Genomic DNA, 15421 nt, shown 5'->3' on the forward strand with positions numbered 1-15421 from the left:
ATCGGGCGAGCGGTGGAACCTTGAGTCAACCGATCGGTTGATTAGGCTTGTGCGCGTGCAAACCACCAGCCGAATCCTCGCCGTCCTCCGCGTCAGCCTGCACCTGCTGGTCGCGGTCCTCCTGCTCGTGGGCATGCTGGGCGACTTCACGCCGCTCGCGCTCCTCTTCGCCGCCGTCTATCTGGCGGGCACCGTGGCGCACAACCGCGGCACGGAGTACTCGGCGCGCGCGTCGTGGGCGTGGCTCGCCATCATCGCGGCGCTGTGGGTGGCGCTGGCGCTGCGCTCCGAAGCGTACGTGTGGCTGGAGTTCCCGCTGGTCATCCTCGCCGCCATCCTCCTGCCCACCGCCGCGAGCCTGGTCGTGGCCACCGCGATGCTGGCGCTCACGCTCAGCGTGACGGTGCCCGCCTCCGGGTTGGGCGGGCTGATCGGCCCGACCATCGGCACGGTGGTCGCGGTGGTCACCGTGCAGATCTACAACATGCTTCGCGCCGAGGCGCAGCACTACAAGGCGCTCGCGCTCGAACTCGAGGTCTCGGAGCGCAACCGCGGCGCGGCGGAGGAGCGCGCCCGCCTCTCGCGCGAGGTGCACGACACGATGGCGCAGGGGTTGAGCTCCATCGTGCTGCTGGGCAGGGCGCTGGACAAGCAGCTTGACGACGCCACCGCGCGCGCCACCCTCACCACCATCCGCGAGGTGGCGGCGGACAACCTCGCGGAGGCGCGCCGGTTCGTGGCCGTGAACGCGGAGGGCGGCGGGGCCGAGCCGCCGCGCCGCACCCTGCCGGAGCAGGTCCGGGCGCTGGCGCAGTCCGCGCAGGACCGGCAGCGCGCCCTCGGCGAGCCGCTGGAGGTGCAGGTCAACGTGGTGGACGTGGTCGGCCCTGCGGCGGAGGTGGTCGAGCGCGTGGTCCGCGAGGGCTTAAGCAACGTGGTGCGCCACGCGCACGCCTCGAAAGCCGTCGTGACGGTGGATAAGCTGGGCGACACCGTTACCGTCGACGTCTTTGATAACGGCCGCGGCATGTCCGGCAAGGAGGGCTTCGGCCTGCGCGGCCTGCGCGCCCGCGTGGAGGAGGCCGGCGGTGAGCTCTCGGTGGAGGGCAACGTGCTCGCGGCAACGCTCCCGGTCCAACGCAAGGAGGCACCATGATCAGGGTCATGCTTATCGACGACCACCCGGTCGTCCGCGCCGGACTCCGCGCCGTCCTCGACTCCTTCGGCGACATCGAGGTCGTCGCCGAGGGCGCGGACGGCACCGCCGAGGTCCCCGACGGCGTGGACGTCATCGTCTCCGACATCCAGATGCCCAACGTGGACGGCATCGAGGTCACCCGGCGCGCCGTCGCCGCGGGCGGCCCGCCCGTGCTCATCCTCACCACCTACGACACGCAGGCCGACGTGGTCGCCGCCGTGGAGGCGGGCGCGCTCGGCTACCTGCTCAAGGACGCGCCCGAGCAGGAGCTTCACGACGCCGTGCTCAAGGCCGCCAGGCGCGAGCGGGTCCTTTCCGCGCAGGTGGCGGGCGTGCTGGCGGAGCGCGTGATGCGCCCGGAGGAGGCGCTGTCGGCCCGCGAGATCGAGATCCTGAAAGCCCTGCAGACCGGCGCCTCCAACAAGCAGATGGCGGCCAGCCTGTTCATCTCGGAGGCGACGGTGAAGACCCACCTCATCCACATCTACTCCAAGCTGGGCGTGGACAACCGGACCGCGGCTGTAGAGAAGGCCCGCGAGCGGCGGATTATTTAGGCGGCGTCCTCGCTGAGCTCGTGGGTGGTGGTGAGCAGCAGCACCGCGGCGAGCGCCAGGCCGGCGCAGATGAGGGTGCCCAGGCCCATGGAGCTCATGTGGTTCGTGCCCAGCGCGACGAGCGGGGGCACCGCGCCGGCGACGAGGAACTGGAAGAAGCCGAGGGCGCCCGAGCCGGCGCCGGCACCGATGTCTCGGACCTCCTCGATCGCCAGGGCGGAGGCGTTGGCCATGACGAACCCGCCCATGAACGAGAGGACCGCCAGGAAGGGAAGTGCCCACAGGGAGGGCGTGGTGAAGGCGAAGGTGAGAAGGATGAGGGCGGCGATGGCGTCGATAAGCAATGCCCCGATGAGCAGCGTGCGGGGGTGGTAGCGCTTGAGCATGCGCATGTTCATCGTGTTGGACACCGGGATGAGCAGGGCCATGCCGCCGAAGATGAGCGCGTAGGTGGTGGCGCCCAGGCCGAGCTGCGACTGGAGGACCAGCGGGGACGCGGAGATGTAGGCGAAGAGGGCGCCGAAGCCGAGGCCGCCGGCGAGCATGAAGCCGACGAAGGCGGGGCGGCGCAGGCACTGCCACATGCGGGGGAAGAGGCTGCGCAGGGTGCCGGGGGAGCGTCCCTCGGCGGGCAGAGTTTCCGGCATGCGGAACGCCATGATGGCCTGGACGATGTTGATAGCGGTGAGGACCCAGAAGAGGCCTCGCCAGCCGACGACCGGCAGGAGCGCGCCGCCGAGGACCGGGGCGATCGCGGGGACAAAGCCGGTCAGCGCCATGAGGCCCGACAGGGCGCGGGCGGCCTGGCGGCCCTTGGACACGTCCGCGACCACGGCGCGCGAGACCGCCTCGAGCGAGCCGGCGGCCAGGCCCTGCACGAAGCGGGCGGCGACGAGCGGCCAGATGCTCGGGGACACCGCGCACAGGACGGAGGCGGCGAGAAAGACGGACGCCGCGCCGACGATCTGGGGCTTGCGGCCCGTGCCGTCCGAGATCGCGCCGAACAGGAGGTTGCCCACCGCCATGCCCAGCATGAACCCGGTGATGGTCAGCTGCGCCACCGCGGGCGACGCGCCGAGCTCGCTGGCCAGCGACGGCATGCCCGGCAGGTACATATCAATGCCGAAGGGGGCGACAGAGGAGAAGAACGCGAGGGCGACAAGCAGCCCGGGTGAAAGTTTTTGCACGCAGGTACCATACCTGTATGAGCACTGAGATGAGCAACGTAGTCGGCGCGTGGCGCTCCATCGAGGTACCGCAGGCGCCCGAGGCGCTGGGTGCCGCCGCCTCCGCCGAACTCTCCGACGGCGAGCTGCGCTACGGCGAGCTGGCCCTGCAATTTGCGGGGGCAGCTGGGGGCGCCGAGCCGTTTACCCCGGAGCCGTTCACGCTGCGCTCCGTGACCACGCGCGTCTCCGGGGAGGCGCGCGTCGTGGCCGGCTCGCTGTTCGGCCAGACCTCCCCCCTGCCCACCCCGGACTCGCTGGTCGCGGTGGTGCTCGCGCTCGAGCCCGGCGCGGAGGTCGCCTTCACCTGCGACGAGGCGTTGGAGTACGGCGTCGTCGCTTGCTCGGGCGGCATCGAGCACGACAACACCCCGGTCCCGGCCGGGTCCTGCGGCCGCACGCAGGCGGGCGCGTCCACCCACGCGGTGGCGAACACCTCGCAGGAGCGCGCGTACGCGGTGCTCCTCGGCGGCAACCCGGCGGACCGCGCTGGCGCAGCCCGTCCGTCCGAGTAAGTGCGCGGCACGCTCCCGCCGCCCGGCCCCGCGTGGGGCGGCAGCGTGATGGGCACCTCGCTGATGGCCACGCTCATGGTCACCAGCGGCTACCCGGCCGTGGCCTGGGTGTTCGCGGTGCTCGGCGCACTGATTTTCCTGGTGCTGCTGGGCGGTTTCCTGGTCTACCGCAGCCCCCGCTTCCGCCAGGACCTCATGGCTCCGTGGGCGATGTGGTTCATCGGCACGATGGCGTTGGGCACCGCGTGGACCAAGCTGACCGGCGCCGAGTGGTGCATCTTGCTCGGGTTTTGGGTGGGCGCGCCGCTGTGCGTGGTGGCCTACTTCAACCAGCTGCGCAGGTTCTCCGGGGTGCCCAACTTTGCGTGGGGGCTGCCCCTGGTCGGGCCCATCATGGCGTCCAATACGGCGGGGACAATCAGCGCGCTGACGGGCAGTCGGAGCTACGCCGTGCTGGGCATTGTCTTCATGGCTATGTCGGTGCTCGCCGCCTACCCGGTCTTTGCCCGCGTGTACGTGGCTGCGCTGCGCGGGGAGGCAGACATCAGCGGTCCGAGCGCGGCGACAACGTGGATTCCGCTTGGGGTGGTGGGGCAGTCGACGTCGGCAATCGCCCTGCTCTTCGGCGCCCGCGCGGAGATCCTCGTGGGCAGTGCGCTGGTGGCGCTGGCGGTGCCAATGATGCTGTTTGCCATGTGGCACTTCTACCCCGCCGTGGCCCGGTGGGTGGACTACTCGCCGGCGTGGTGGGCCTCCACCTTCCCCACGGGCGCGATCGGGATGGGCGGCTACACGCTCGCGCAGGCGTGGGGCATCGACTGGATGAACGCGGTGGCGACGATGCTCCCCGCGCTGCTGGTGCTGCACTGGGGGTTGTGCGCGGCGCGCTTCGTGTCGTGGCGGTGCGGCCATTAGCGGGTAAGGGTGGCCCGGCCCACGTAAGGTGAAGAGCATGATCATCACAATGCTGTTCACCGTGGAGGGGTCCCAGCCCGAGATCAGCCGGTGTGTCAACGTGGAACCACACATTGATCTGAGCCGATTGGCGCAGATTATCGACGCATCACTCGGGTTTTCGGGGGTGGCCGGTCACTTGTTTATTCACCAGGAGGGGGAGCACTCCGCCGACAACGAGGTCTACGCCGAGAACCCGGGCGCCGGGGAGCGGTCCATGACCTCCATGACCGTGGGCGAGATGCCGCCGATGCTGTACGTCTACGACCCGGCCGCCAACTGGAACGTGCACGTCAGGCGGCTCGGCGAGTCGCAGCTGGAGGGGCCCACTCCCCTGCTCATCCACGCGCAGGGGCCGGACGTGGTGGAGACCGCAAACGGGCCGGAGATGATGACGCGCTTCCACGAGGAGGCGCGGAACCTGGCCGCCGGGCTGCCGCCGAACATGGAGGTCACGCCCCTGCTGCTCAGCTACCTGCCGGTGATGACGCCGGAGCGGATGCTGGACCGGCTCAGCGTGGTCGACCCCGTGGCGGTGGCCACCCGCATGGGCTTTGTCAGCGAGGAGCTGGGCACCAACCTGGGTGGGCTCCCCGGTGGGCCGTTCGATGGCGACTCCTTTGATGACGCCTTCGAGCAGGGGTTCGCGGCGGGCTTCGGGGAGGAGCCGGAGCCGACGCCAATGCGCGAGCTGATCCACAAGTTCCTCGACGACCGCCCGGACCTGCAGGAAATCCTGGAGACGGACCCGAACGCGCAGGACAACCCGGTGCTCGTGGAGGCGTTCTCGGAGTTTTTTGATCGCACGATCGCCGAGATGGGCGGCGTCGACGCGGCGATGGAGGCGTTCGGCGTGGAACGCGCCGAGGTCCCCGGCCCGCGCTCTGCGGACATGCACGCCCCGAAGGGATTCTCGCCGGTGCTCGCGCAGTACCTGGAGGTGCTCGGGCCGGAGGCACCGCTCACGGTGCGCGGCAACCTCAAGGTCGCCGTGGTGCGCGAGCTCGTGCGCATGCTGGGGCTGCCGGTCTACCCCACCCAGCCGCGAGAAGACACGTGGGAGGCGGTCCAGCTGGGTCGCGTGCTGCTCGAGGAGCTCGGCCTCGTGGCCCAGGAGGGCTCCAACCTGGTGCGCACCGCGGCCGGCGAGCGGTTTCTCAACAATCCGTCACTGGCCGGCCACGAGGCGACGATCCACGCGCTGTTCGCCGACTACTTCTCCCCGTTCGTGTGGCGGCAGACCGTCGAGGTGCTGCGCAGCACCGACTCGTCCGGGGCCTCACCGATGGCGGAGCACACGCTGGACACCCTCATGGTGCTGGGCGGGATCTACGCGATGGGCGACGTCAACGTGATCACGGAGGAGTTGCTCGCGGTGATTGACCCGGGGGCTCGCTAATCGACGCTCACGCAGCCGCCAGCACCACGTAAAGCCCCAACCCGCCGAGCACGCACATGGCCAGCGTGGTTGCCGCGACGCCCACCGTGTTCGGCGCCGAGCGCTCGTTGGCCAGGTGGATCGCCTCGCGCCGGTACGCGCGGCGCTGCAGCAGCATCGTCGCCGTGCCCATCACCGTAAGCAGGACGATGACGGTGAAAATGACGCCCGGGTAGGCGCTGGACCAGCGCAGCAGCACGGATGCGCAGACGAGCATGGCCAGGGCGGTGCGCCCCCAGCTCAAAGAGGTGCGCTCGGCCTGCAGCCCGGGGTCCGCGAGCGGGATCGGCCGCGTCTGCTGCCCCATCAGGTCAGGCTGACCAGGACGACGACGGCGGCGAGGAAGATGCCCACGCCGAGGACGGGCACGATCGCCGGGGCCGGGAGGGGGCGGCCGTGCCGCAGGGCGCGCTCGAGGCGCGCCCAGCGCACCGCCGCGCCCAGCGAGATCGCCATCGCGATGACCACGATCACGGCGGCGATGATGGAGCGCGTGGCGGGGTCAATCCCCGGCAGGTCGAAGGCCTCGAGCGCGATGCCCCCGGCCAGAAACGCGAGGGCGGTGCGGGTCCAGGCGAGGAAGGTGCGCTCGTTAGCAAGCGTGAAGCGGGGGTCCGGCTCGGTGCCGTCCGGGAAGACCCGGCGCGTAAACCAACCGCGCTGCGTGTCCTGACTCATGCCCCCTACCCTAGGCGATGAACGCGGCCAGCTGGTTCGCGCCGAGCGAAAGGTACGGCACGAGGATGACCACGGCGCAGGCATTGAACAGCCACATCGCGGTGGGCGACTTGTGCAGGGAGGCGGCGGCAGCGCCGATGAGGCCGCCGGTGGTGTTGAAGATGAGGTCGTCCATGTCGCTGTAGCCCGCCGCGAGGAGGAATTGCAGGGACTCGACGGTGAGGCTGGCGAGGAAGCAGAAGCAGGTGGTGGCGGCGACGGAGCGTCGATAGGCGAGATAGCCCACGGGGACAAAGAGGGCGAGATTGCCAAAGAGGTTGAACCAGGGGCCCCACCACACGCGGTAGTGCCGGAAGGAGACGAAGGGGTCGAGGCGGATCTGCTGGATCTGGTGCGCGGCGGCGTCCCACAGGCCGGGGACGGAGATGTAGGCCTTGCCCACCGTGAAGGCGAGCACGAAGGCGGCCGCGACCGTGAGGCTCAGCGTGTACAGGGCGGGCGAGATTTTCACCTGGGCAACCCTAGCGCCCCGCATTGCCCTGCTACTGGGGGTTGGCTGCGTGGTTGCTGGGGACCTGTCCGCCCGAGGCCTGCAGGTACGCGTGCGCGAACGCGAGCAGCGCCACCGGCAGCGTGACCAGCAGGCCGACGCCGGCGAGCAGCGCGCCCGCGGCGTTGAGGAGCGTGAGCAGCACCGCCAGCCCCAGCAGCGGGGCATAGTTGCGCGAGCCCGCGACGACGCCGGGCCGGGTGGCGTCCCACATGGTCATGCCGCTTGCAGAGTAGTAGATGATCTGCGTCAGCCACGGCGCGAGCACGTTGAGCAGGACGATCGCGCCGCAGCCCAGCCACAAGGCGCCAGACGGGAAGAAGCCGTCCGCCCCGCCGAAGAACGCCACGGCCGTGGACCAGAGCGTGAAGCAGGCGACGAACACGAAGACGACGAGGAGCGCGGTGAGCAGCGTCTCTTTGTACAAGAGGGTGGTCATCTTCCGCAGGCGAGGGGCGCGCTCGCGGGTCTGGCGCAGCGCCGTGACCGTGGCAAAGGGGATCACGAGCGCCGCGACGACCAGCGGCGTGACGTAGTAGCACAGCGCGAGGCTGGCCGCCGTGATGAGCAGCGCGACGGCGGTACATGGGACCCAGAGCCGCCAGTTGGACGTCGCCGCCGCCCACCCCCACGTCAGCGCCGGGCGGATGCGGACCGTGCCCGCGCGTGAATGTTCCTCCTGCATACACCGCACGCTACCAAAGTTCCCAGGGTTTGCACGGGTACTTCCCCTATTAATTTCTGCCGCGGTATGTGCTGCGCTTATCGACGGGAACCGGTCCCCGCGACGCCTCCCGGTACGCGTGGGCGTACGCCAGCAGTGAGAGCGGGATCGTCACCAAAAGGCCCAGGCCAAGAACCGCGGCGCCGAGAATGTTGAGGACCGTGCACGCCAGCGCAAGGGCGAGCAGCGGGAAATAGTTGCGCACGCCGCGCCGGAACCCGCGGCCGATCGCCTGGCCGATCCCGCTGCCGTCCGCCGCGAAGAACGGCATGAGCGCCCACAGCGGCGATACGGCAAGGTAGCACAGCAAACCGATGCCCAGCATGATGGGACCCATCGGCGTCCCCTCCGGCACGTCCCACGGCAACGTCTGGTGAAGCGCCCGGCGCACGGCGGAGGGCACTGGCCACGAGATCGCGGCGGCGAACAGCCCGGCCACCACAGTCTGCGCGAAGTGCAGGGGCTTCACTTCCCCGAGAGAGAACGTCACGCGGTCCGTCTGCCGCAGCGCCGCCGACACGGCAAACGGGACCACCACGACAAACCACACGGCGGGGAAGAGGAACAGCGCAACGATGAAAAGCAGCGGGTTGCCAGCCACGACACTGATGACGAGGAACGCGAACGTCAGCTGCACGCACGTGGCCCAGTTTCCGGTGAACGCGGCCCACGCCCAGGAGAACGCGCGGCCCACTCGGACCCGCCCGGTGCCGGGCTCGGTAGGCCAGGCCTGCGGGTCGATGTACGTGTTGCTGGCCTGGGCGTACGGGTTTTCGCCGGGGGCTGGTGTGGGTTTTTCGGGTTCTGTTGGTTCCGTGGGCTCTGTCGGTGCTGACGGCTCTGTGGGCTCCTCCACTGTGCGGCCCACGGCCTGGCAGTACGCGTGGGCGAGCGCACACACGACGATCGGCACCGCCACCAGCAAACCGACGCCGATGCAGACCGCACCGGCGAGCAGGGTGAGCAGCGACAGGGCCTCGACGGCCATGAGGCGCAGCCAGTTCGCGGCGGCGCGCTTCGTCGCGGCCAGCAGGCCGTAGCCGTCAGCGGCGGCGAGGGGCAGGAAGCTGCACAGGGGCGCGAGCACAACAAAGGCCACGAATCCGCCGAGGATGAACCAGGCGGCCGGGTCGGCGTAGAGCGGGGTGGGTGGTCGCTCACCGTACGGGTCCACCAGCGCGGCGAAGGAGGGGGCTGCAATACCCAGCCAGAGGGCGAAGCTCAGGAAGCCGATGAGCTCCACCACCGCCGTCGCGCCGAGTGTCTGGAAGGCGCGGGGGAACTCCAGCTCGGTCAGGCGCAGCCGGGGGTGCTGCGTCTGCTGCAGGGCGACGATGGCAAACAGGGCCGACGCCAGCATGAACACGATCAGGTGGCCATAAAACTGCAGCAGGACCCACAGGACGACCCACGCGAGGAAGGCGACGAGCGTGAGCGGCACCCATATCGCCCAGTTGTTCAGCACGGTGCGGATCGACCACTCGAAGGCGGCGCGGGCGTTGATGGTTTTGGGGTTAGCGGTCATGGGGGTTGGCGGTGGCGTCGATAAGCGGGAAGCCCTCGGTGACCTGGCGGTACCCGTGTGCGAGGGCGAGGAACAGGAGCGGGAAGACGAGCGCGGCGACGCCGCAGGTGAGGTACCTGGAGCCGGGGAACATGGTGAGATCATTCCACACCGCCACGATCATCAAGGCGTAGGGGGCGGCGACCGCGATAAATACCTTGAACCAGTTTCGCACCGACGCGCGTAGGCCCAGTGTGACCGCGGAGCCGAAGCTGGTGCGGCCGTCCGCCGCGGCGAACGGGACGAACGCGACGAAGGCTGTCGCCGCGGTGAAGATGAGTACGCCACCGAGCAAGACGTATGTCGTGCCGGCCTCGTACCAGGGCTGTTCCGGCGTATGCCCGCTCGGGTCGAACCTCCACATCGACGCGCCAAGGAACACGAAGAACAAGGTGATGGCGAAGCCGCCGACAAAGAGCCCGAAGAGGAACGCGAGGACCAGGAGGTTGGCAAAGCCGGGCAGGCTGATCTCATCGAGCTTGAGTCGCCGCACCGTGGTTTGCTGCATCGCGAGCGAAATCAACACCGGCACCGCCAGGAGAGCGAACGTTTGCCAAAACCGCGTTGACAACCCGATGAAGCAGATGAGGCTCAGCGGACCCCAGATGATCAGGTTGGTTACCCAGGCGCGCACCGCCCACGCGTAGGCGGGCAGGAGGCGCAGCCCGCCCGCGGGCTGCATCGGCGGCGGGTTGCTGTGCTCCGCGTACGGACTCTGCCCACCATTCGGGGTGCTCATGCGCCTGAGACTAGCAGCGATTGGGGGAAATGTTTGGGGCCGATACCAATCCGTGACCTCAGCCCTTTACCGTTAGCGCACCGTTAGCGTACAGAGAGCGTGCTTTTCGACGGCACCGGGCCACCCGAGATCTGCCGGTAGGCATGCGCCCAGGTGAGGATGATGACGGGCACCGCGACGATGAGGCCGACGCCCACCGCTACCCCGCCGAGGACGAAGATGAGGAACGAGACAACGATGAGCCCCAGCAACGGCAGGTAGTTGCGCTGCGCCGCCTTAAACCCCCTGACGATGCAGCCGCCGAAATCGGCGCCGTTGTCCGCCGCGTACCAGACCTGCAGACAGAAGAACGGCAGGGTGGCCAAGAACAAGAAGAAGGCGACGTAGTCAAAGGGGGTCAACTCCGGTTCCACAACCGGGTACCCCGCAGGTAGAGGAGGCGCAGGATTGCCAGTGGCCAGGCGCAGCAACTCAGCAATGGCGACGATCAGCGCGAGGGCGCCAAGCGACATGATCCCGGTCAGCACATACATGCCGAGTGTCACCCAGAAGGTCGATGTGCCCTGCTCCGATGTCTCGTTCTTGTACACCAGCGTCTGCTTCAGCCCCAAGGAGATGCAGAGCGGGTACAAGGCGGCTACGACTAGCCCCCCGACGAACGGGATCAGGCCAACCAACAAGGCCAACAGCAGCCCGAGCCCGCACGGAATCCAGAACTTCCAGCGGGAAAACGTGGTGTTCACACCCCAGGTGAGCGCCTCGCCGATATTGAGCTTGCCGGTGCCCTTCATGTGGATCCACCCGTTGCGCTCAGGGGCGTTGATGGGGTGCGCGGTGCGGCCGTCGCCAAAGGTGTCGTCGATAAGCCGCTTGCCGTGGAACTTCATGGCGTTCACGGAATGGGAGAGGATGCTGGGCTGCGGTGCGTTCGAACCGGTCGCGGGGTACTGGTCGTAGCCGTGGAACGCTGGGTTGTTATCGGGGTTGTTATCGGGGCCGTACGGGGATTCCGGTCTCGTCATGGTTCGGAGCGTAACAAGGTGCGGACCATTGCGCGACCAGAAAGTGAGCGTTGTATCACAATGCAATGTGAGTGATACATAGCGAACGCCCCACGCAGCCGGTGGGCTGCGCGGGGCGGTGCGGGGTTAAACGCTTAGAGTTGCGCCGGGAACTCGTCCTCCACCGGGACCGGGCCGCCGGAGATCTGGCGGTACGCGTGCGCCTGCGCGAGGAGCACGACCGGGGTGGCAATGATCATGCCGAGGAACGCAAGGACGTAGCCCACGAAGCTGAGCAGGCCAGCAAGCACAGCCAGCCCCAGCAGCGGCAGGTAGTTTCGCTTGCCGTCGGCAAAGCCCTTGCTAAACGCCTGACCGAAGGAGCCGTTGTTCTCAGAGGCGTACCACACGGTCATCATGAGGAACGGAGATACGAACCATGCGATGAGCATGAGCAGGCCCATGGAGCCGAGGAGCGGGCCGAGCAGGGGAAGCAGCGCCTCGAAGTCCTCCGGGCTTGTCGGGTTCTCTGGCAATGCGTTGAGGTCCACGCTGCTGAAGCCGGCAACCATGCCAATGGTGAGGAACACAAACATGCCGACGGTAACAACTGCAAAAAAGACCGCCAGAACACCCAGGGTCTTCCCGTACGCGGGAGTCTTGATGTCGCCCCACCCGAACGAGCGGGCCAGCGTCTGCTGCAGCGCGGCAGAGAAGAACACCGGGTACACAAACAACGGGACAATGCCGAGTACGCCGGTCGGGACGATCATCGTGAGCCACTGCCACGCACACGCAATGAGGCCGAGGACGATCCAGACCTTCCAGTTGGAGAACGTGGTCTTAAAGGCCCAGGAGAACGCGTCGGTAATGTTCAGCTTGCCGTTGCCCTTGGTGTGCGTCCAGCCGTTGTTGGCCGGGTCATTGATCGGGTGCGGGGTCGCGCCGTCGCCGTAGGTGCCGTCGGTGAGCTCCTGGCCGTGGTAGCGCAGCGCGGTCGCGCCGGCGGCACCAGCCGCGGCGTTCACATCGAACTGTTCGTACCCGTTCGGGCCGAAGCCGCCCTGGCCGTACGTGTTGGAGCCGCTGGCGCCGTAGCTGTTGGAGCCGTACTCGTTGGAACCGTAGCCGTTCGCGCCGTAGGCGTCAGCGCTGTTCTGGCCGAAGTCGGACTGACCGGAACCGGTGGTGCCGGCGGAGCCGGCGCTGTCCGGGTTCCACGCGGAGGAGCCAGTGTTCTCCGGGTGGCTCCCCGCCGGGTTGTCGGGGTACGGCTCGTAGCCGTACGGGGAGTCCCCGCTCGGGCTATTGTCGCCCGGGGTGTTTCCATTGTTCGGTGTAGTCATGCGGCCGATAATAACAGCCGCCCCACCGATAACGCGCGCCTCGGCAGGGGACGGACAGGACTTCCCTACTTCACCACCAGGTTGACCATGCGGCCCGGCACCACGATCGTCTTGACGATCTGCTTGCCGCTGGTGAGTTCGGTCACGCGGGCGTCGTCAAGCGCTGCCTGTTCCATGTCCTCCTTGGAAGCGTCGGCGGCGACGTTGATGCGAGCCTTGACCTTGCCGTTGATCTGCACGGGAATCTCCACCGTGTCATCGGTGAGCAGCGACTCGTCGAAGGTTGGGAAGGGCTCGAACGTGATCGTGTCGGCGTGGCCGAGCTTGGCCCACAGCTCCTCGGCAATGTGCGGGGCGACCGGCGCAACCATCTGCACCAGCGGGGTCACCGCGGCGCGCGGGGCCTGCTGCGGGTACGCCTTGGTGAGGTAGTTGACGTACTCAATGAGCTTGGCCACCACGGTGTTGTCGCGCAGGTGCTCGTAGTCGTCGCGCACGCCCGCGATGGTGCGGTGGAGCTGCTTCGCGTCGTTCTCGGAAAGTTCGGCGTCGGTGACGTTGGCCTCGCCAGTCTCCTCGCTGACCACCAGGCGCCACAGGCGCTGCAGGAAGCGGTGCGCGCCAACGACGTCCTTCGTCGCCCACGGGCGGGAGGTGTCCAGCGGGCCCATCGACATCTCGTAGACGCGCAGGGTGTCCGCGCCGAAGTCGGTGGCGATGTCGTCCGGGGCGACCGCGTTCTTCAGCGACTTGCCCATCTTGCCGTACTCACGGTTGACTTCGACTCCGTCGAAGAAAAATCGGCCGTCCTTCTCCTCCACCTCGGCGGCCGGGACGTACACGCCGCGGGCGTCCGTGTAGGCGTAGGCCTGGATGTAGCCTTGGTTAAACAGGCGACGGTACGGCTCCCTGGAGCTGACAAAGCCCAGGTCAAAGAGCACCTTGTGCCAGAAGCGGGCGTAGAGCAGGTGCAGCACCGCGTGCTCGACGCCGCCGACGTACAGGTCCACGCCGCCCGGGTCGTTCTCGCCGCGCGGGCCGGTCCAGTAGCGCTCGTTCTCCAGGTCGCAGAAGGCGTTCTCGTTGGTCGGGTCGATGTAGCGCAGCTGGTACCAGGAGGAACCGGCCCACTGCGGCATGACGTTGGTGTCGCGCCAGTAGGTCTTCTCCCCGTCGCCGAGGTCCATGCGCACCTCGACCCAGTCCTTCGCTTTGGCCAGCGGCGGCGAGGGCTCGGAGTCCGCGTCGTCCGGCTCATAGGAGACCGGCTTGTAGTCCTCCACGTCCGGAAGCTCGACCGGCAGCTGGTCCTCCGGGATGGAGTGCGCCTGCCCGTGCTCGTCGTACACAATCGGGAAGGGCTCGCCCCAGTAGCGCTGGCGGGCGAACAGCCAGTCGCGCAGCTTGTACTGGATCTTCTCGGCGCCCTTTTGCTTCTCGACGATCCACCGCAGCGCCTCTTCAATCGCCTCGGCCTTCCCCAGCCCGTTCAGGTCAAGACCATCGGCGTTGGCGGAGTTGATGTGCGTTGCATCGCCGGTGAACGCGGCCTCGGCAACGTCGCCCTCGATCACGGGGACGATGGGCAGGCCGAAGGCGCTGGCGAACTCGTAGTCGCGGTCGTCGTGCGCCGGCACCGCCATGACCGCGCCCGTGCCGTAGCCGGTGAGCACGTAGTCCGCGATGAAGATGGGGACCTGCTCGCCGCTGACCGGGTTGGTGGCGTAGGTACCCAGGAAGACGCCGGTCTTCTCCTTGTTCTCCTGGCGCTCCACGTCGGACTTGGCGGCGATGGAGCGCTTGTAGGCGTCCACGGCCTCGCGCGGGGTGGCCTGGCCGTTGGTCCAGCGCTCGTCGGTGTTTTCTGGGTAGGTGTCGGCCACGAGGGCGCTCACAAGCTCGTGCTCCGGAGCGAGCACGACGAAGGAGGCGCCGAACAGCGTGTCCGGGCGGGTGGTGAAAACGGTGATGTCGCCTGCGGCGGAGTCGAAGTTGACCTCCGCGCCGCGCGAACGGCCGATCCAGTTGCGCTGCATGCTCTTCACCTTGTCCGGCCAGTCCAGCAGGTCAAGGTCTTCGAGCAGGCGGTCCGAGTAGGCAGTAATGCGCATCATCCACTGGCGCAGGCGCTTGCGGAAGACCGGGAAGTTGCCGCGCTCCGAGCGGCCCTCCGCCGTGACCTCCTCGTTGGCCAGCACGGTACCCAGGCCGGGGCACCAGTTGACCATCGAGTCGTCGAGGTAGACGAGACGGAATTCGTCGATAGCCTTGTGCTTCTCCGCCGTGGTGAGGTCGCGGAAGTTGCGGCCGTCCTTGGTCGTGCGCGCGCCGGTCATGAGGTCGCGCACCAGGTCCTCGATCGGGCGCGCCTTCTGCTGCTCCTCGTCGAACCAGGCGTTGTAGATCTGCAGGAAGATCCACTGCGTCCACTTGTAAAACTCCGGGTCCGTCGTGGCCACGGAGCGGCGCTTGTCGTGCCCCAGACCCAGCTGGTCGAGCTGGCGGGTCATGTTGTCGATGTTCTTCTCCGTGGTCGTGCGCGGATGCGTACCCGTCTGGATGGCGTACTGCTCCGCAGGCAGACCGAACGCGTCGTACCCCAGGGTGTGCAGGACGTTCTTGCCCAGCATGCGGTTGTAGCGCGCGTACACGTCCGTCGCGATGTAGCCCAGCGGGTGGCCCACGTGTAGGCCCGCGCCCGAGGGGTACGGGAACATGTCCTGGACGTTGAGCTTCTCCTTCGGGAGCTCCTCGCCGGTGGCCAGGTCGCCGACCGGGTTGGGGGCGTTAAACGTGCCGTGCTCGCGCCAGTACGACTGCCATTTCTGCTCAATGTCGTTGGCCAGCTCTGCGGAATAGCGGTGCGGGGTCGCGTCAGTCATAGTTAAGCAGTGTAGTAGGCCCGGCGCGGTCAGGGACTATTGCTTATCGACG

Annotated in this window: 15 protein-coding genes; 5 read left to right on the forward strand and 10 right to left on the reverse strand. The window is 68.0% G+C overall.

What is annotated here, in order from left to right:
* Positions 1–55 precede the first annotated feature (55 nt).
* Both CKJ85_RS06470 and CKJ85_RS06475 read left to right on the forward strand, forming a co-directional pair.
* Entirely contained in the window at positions 56–1156 is a 1101-nt protein-coding gene (locus tag CKJ85_RS06470) for a sensor histidine kinase (RefSeq protein ID WP_095553878.1), read from the forward strand.
* Complete coding sequence (locus CKJ85_RS06475; RefSeq protein ID WP_095278383.1) at positions 1153–1752, forward strand: response regulator transcription factor; 600 nt, start codon at positions 1153–1155, stop codon at positions 1750–1752. Before CKJ85_RS06470 ends, CKJ85_RS06475 begins: the two co-directional genes overlap by 4 nt.
* On the opposite strand, the gene CKJ85_RS06480 is transcribed toward CKJ85_RS06475, so the two are convergent.
* Positions 1749–2939 carry a multidrug effflux MFS transporter gene (locus CKJ85_RS06480; RefSeq protein WP_095553794.1) on the reverse strand — a complete coding sequence of 397 codons (1191 nt, stop codon included), beginning with the start codon at positions 2937–2939 and terminating at the stop codon, positions 1749–1751. The two genes, CKJ85_RS06475 and CKJ85_RS06480, sit on opposite strands and share 4 nt — an antisense overlap.
* Positions 2940–2956: 17 nt before the next feature.
* Here CKJ85_RS06480 and CKJ85_RS06485 point away from each other — a divergent pair, with 17 nt between their 5' ends.
* Genes CKJ85_RS06485 through CKJ85_RS06495 form a run of 3 tightly spaced genes read left to right on the forward strand, consistent with a single transcriptional unit; the run spans position 2957 to position 5846 of the window.
* On the forward strand, positions 2957–3493 hold the full coding sequence (locus CKJ85_RS06485) for a hypothetical protein (protein WP_143340165.1): 537 nt from the start codon (positions 2957–2959) through the stop codon (positions 3491–3493).
* Positions 3494–4408: a hypothetical protein gene (locus CKJ85_RS06490; RefSeq protein ID WP_233126980.1), complete on the forward strand. Its 915-nt coding sequence runs from the start codon at positions 3494–3496 to the stop codon at positions 4406–4408.
* A 37-nt stretch (positions 4409–4445) separates the two neighbouring features.
* Complete coding sequence (locus CKJ85_RS06495) at positions 4446–5846, forward strand: hypothetical protein (protein ID WP_095553796.1); 1401 nt, start codon at positions 4446–4448, stop codon at positions 5844–5846.
* 7 nt (positions 5847–5853) lie between these two features.
* Here CKJ85_RS06495 and CKJ85_RS06500 read toward each other — a convergent pair whose 3' ends face one another.
* From CKJ85_RS06500 to leuS, 9 genes are all read right to left on the reverse strand, one after another.
* On the reverse strand, positions 5854–6192 hold the full coding sequence (locus CKJ85_RS06500) for a DUF202 domain-containing protein (protein WP_095553797.1): 339 nt from the start codon (positions 6190–6192) through the stop codon (positions 5854–5856).
* Positions 6192–6563, reverse strand: a complete 372-nt coding sequence (locus tag CKJ85_RS06505) for a YidH family protein (RefSeq protein WP_095553798.1) — start codon at positions 6561–6563, stop codon at positions 6192–6194. The genes CKJ85_RS06500 and CKJ85_RS06505 overlap by 1 nt, the downstream gene beginning before the upstream one ends.
* Before the next feature lie 10 nt (positions 6564–6573).
* Complete coding sequence (locus CKJ85_RS06510) at positions 6574–7074, reverse strand: VanZ family protein (protein ID WP_158221626.1); 501 nt, start codon at positions 7072–7074, stop codon at positions 6574–6576.
* 31 nt (positions 7075–7105) lie between these two features.
* Positions 7106–7798 (reverse strand): hypothetical protein, encoded by a 693-nt coding sequence (locus tag CKJ85_RS11995; protein ID WP_158221627.1) that lies wholly within the window; start codon positions 7796–7798, stop codon positions 7106–7108.
* Positions 7799–7847: 49 nt separating this feature from the next.
* Positions 7848–9362 (reverse strand): hypothetical protein, encoded by a 1515-nt coding sequence (locus tag CKJ85_RS12110; protein ID WP_095553800.1) that lies wholly within the window; start codon positions 9360–9362, stop codon positions 7848–7850.
* On the reverse strand, positions 9352–10140 hold the full coding sequence (locus CKJ85_RS06520; protein WP_143340166.1) for a hypothetical protein: 789 nt from the start codon (positions 10138–10140) through the stop codon (positions 9352–9354). Before CKJ85_RS06520 ends, CKJ85_RS12110 begins: the two co-directional genes overlap by 11 nt.
* A gap of 83 nt (positions 10141–10223) precedes the next feature.
* Positions 10224–11162: a hypothetical protein gene (locus CKJ85_RS06525; protein WP_095553802.1), complete on the reverse strand. Its 939-nt coding sequence runs from the start codon at positions 11160–11162 to the stop codon at positions 10224–10226.
* 134 nt (positions 11163–11296) lie between these two features.
* On the reverse strand, positions 11297–12487 hold the full coding sequence (locus CKJ85_RS06530; protein ID WP_095553803.1) for a hypothetical protein: 1191 nt from the start codon (positions 12485–12487) through the stop codon (positions 11297–11299).
* Positions 12488–12552: 65 nt separating this feature from the next.
* Positions 12553–15369, reverse strand: coding sequence for a leucine--tRNA ligase (gene leuS / locus CKJ85_RS06535; protein ID WP_095553804.1), 2817 nt, complete (start codon positions 15367–15369; stop codon positions 12553–12555).
* Between the last annotated feature and the right edge of the window lie 52 nt (positions 15370–15421).

It is taken from the genome of Corynebacterium sp. NML 150383 (genome assembly GCF_002285085.1).
Classification (GTDB): domain Bacteria; phylum Actinomycetota; class Actinomycetes; order Mycobacteriales; family Mycobacteriaceae; genus Corynebacterium; species Corynebacterium gottingense.

Bases quoted from the DNA above. Each gene is read 5' to 3' on its own strand.
- CKJ85_RS06475 (WP_095278383.1), top strand. From the start codon at position 1,153: ATGATCAGGGTCATGCTTATCGACGACCACCCGGTCGTCCGCGCCGGA.
- CKJ85_RS06485 (WP_143340165.1), top strand. From the start codon at position 2,957: ATGAGCACTGAGATGAGCAACGTAGTCGGCGCGTGGCGCTCCATCGAG.
- CKJ85_RS06495 (WP_095553796.1), top strand. From the start codon at position 4,446: ATGATCATCACAATGCTGTTCACCGTGGAGGGGTCCCAGCCCGAGATC.
- CKJ85_RS06500 (WP_095553797.1), bottom strand. From the start codon at position 6,192: ATGGGGCAGCAGACGCGGCCGATCCCGCTCGCGGACCCCGGGCTGCAG.
- CKJ85_RS06505 (WP_095553798.1), bottom strand. From the start codon at position 6,563: ATGAGTCAGGACACGCAGCGCGGTTGGTTTACGCGCCGGGTCTTCCCG.
- CKJ85_RS11995 (WP_158221627.1), bottom strand. From the start codon at position 7,798: ATGCAGGAGGAACATTCACGCGCGGGCACGGTCCGCATCCGCCCGGCG.
- CKJ85_RS12110 (WP_095553800.1), bottom strand. From the start codon at position 9,362: ATGACCGCTAACCCCAAAACCATCAACGCCCGCGCCGCCTTCGAGTGG.
- CKJ85_RS06520 (WP_143340166.1), bottom strand. From the start codon at position 10,140: ATGAGCACCCCGAATGGTGGGCAGAGTCCGTACGCGGAGCACAGCAAC.
- CKJ85_RS06525 (WP_095553802.1), bottom strand. From the start codon at position 11,162: ATGACGAGACCGGAATCCCCGTACGGCCCCGATAACAACCCCGATAAC.
- CKJ85_RS06530 (WP_095553803.1), bottom strand. From the start codon at position 12,487: ATGACTACACCGAACAATGGAAACACCCCGGGCGACAATAGCCCGAGC.
- leuS (WP_095553804.1), bottom strand. From the start codon at position 15,369: ATGACTGACGCGACCCCGCACCGCTATTCCGCAGAGCTGGCCAACGAC.